Annotated in this window: 2 protein-coding genes; one reads left to right on the forward strand and one right to left on the reverse strand. The window is 37.7% G+C overall.

The genetic code is table 11. From position 1 onward, the window contains the following. The first annotated feature begins 109 nt into the window (after positions 1-109). A complete protein-coding gene (locus A0F92_RS11190; RefSeq protein WP_068245902.1) occupies positions 110-508 on the forward strand; it encodes a JAB domain-containing protein in 399 nt (132 codons plus the stop codon). A gap of 28 nt (positions 509-536) precedes the next feature. On the opposite strand, the gene A0F92_RS11195 is transcribed toward A0F92_RS11190, so the two are convergent. Next, a complete protein-coding gene (locus tag A0F92_RS11195; protein ID WP_068245905.1) occupies positions 537-845 on the reverse strand; it encodes a DUF3467 domain-containing protein in 309 nt (102 codons plus the stop codon). Positions 846-1128 lie beyond the last annotated feature (283 nt).

Raw genomic sequence — 1128 nt, forward strand, 5'->3', positions numbered from 1 at the left:
TTCTTATAAACACTTCTGAAAGATAAAAAATTACGCTGGGACACCCAAGACACCAAAAATAAAATAAACAAATAATTGATAATCAATAACTTAGAAAAATATCTATTTAATGGCGAGGAAAACAGGAAAAAAAGCATGTGTTATTACCAGTAAAGATGCCGCCGATTATTTAAGGGCACAATTGCAACACAAAACCATTGAGATGTTTGTAGCCATTTATTTAAACCGTGCCAATAAAATAATACGGCATGAAGTAATTAGCACGGGCGGAATTACCGGAACCGTTGCCGACCCAAGAATTATATTAAGAAAAGCCATAGAATGCAATGCCAGTGCACTGATTTTATCGCATAACCATCCCAGCGGTAATTTAAAACCCAGCATGGCCGACAAAGAATTAACTCAAAAAATAAAACAGGGGGCTTTATTAATTGACATTGTGTTATTAGATCATATTATAGTAAGCCACGAAGGGTACTTCAGCTTTGCTGATGAGGGTTTATTATAACAAACAATTCTTATAAAGCTCCCGATATTTAGGCTTGTGCAGTTGGTCCGCCAAAGTTGAGTGGAATTTCAACCTGTTCCATATCCTGAATGGGACCATTGGCAGCCTCGTAACGTTCAATATTTTCAATAAGGGCTTTCATAAAGCGTTTAGCGTGCATAGGCGTTAAAATAATACGGCTTTTTACTTTACTTTTTGGCGTACCCGGCATTACATTTACAAAATCAACCACAAACTCGGCATGGCTATGGGTTATAATAGCTAAATTGGCATATATTCCTTCGGCAACTTCTTCAGAAATTTCAATATTTAACTGGTTATTGGGTTGTTGTTGCATGTAATATAAATTTTGTTCGAAGATAGGGCAAGCTATTCATTCCTAAACATAAAAAGGCGACAGAAATATTGCTCTGCCACCTTTTTGTTGAAGTATTTGCTGCACAACAAACAAATGTTTATTGCATCCAGAATAATTTAATGGAAACATCATCGCCACCCATTGCACTTACAGCTGCCGTATAGCTGGGGCCATTGGCTGTTGCTTCATTGGCAGGATAGGTATAACGCCATGGAAATGCAGACTGCGGATTACCCGGAACTGCCATTGCAGGGTAATACAA

The sequence above is a fragment of the Hydrotalea flava genome (assembly GCF_001623405.1).
Taxonomy (GTDB): Bacteria; Bacteroidota; Bacteroidia; order Chitinophagales; family Chitinophagaceae; genus Hydrotalea; species Hydrotalea flava.

Coding starts and splice junctions, on each gene's coding strand:
- A0F92_RS11190 (WP_068245902.1), top strand. CDS start 110: ATGGCGAGGAAAACAGGAAAAAAAGCATGTGTTATTACCAGTAAAGAT.
- A0F92_RS11195 (WP_068245905.1), bottom strand. CDS start 845: ATGCAACAACAACCCAATAACCAGTTAAATATTGAAATTTCTGAAGAA.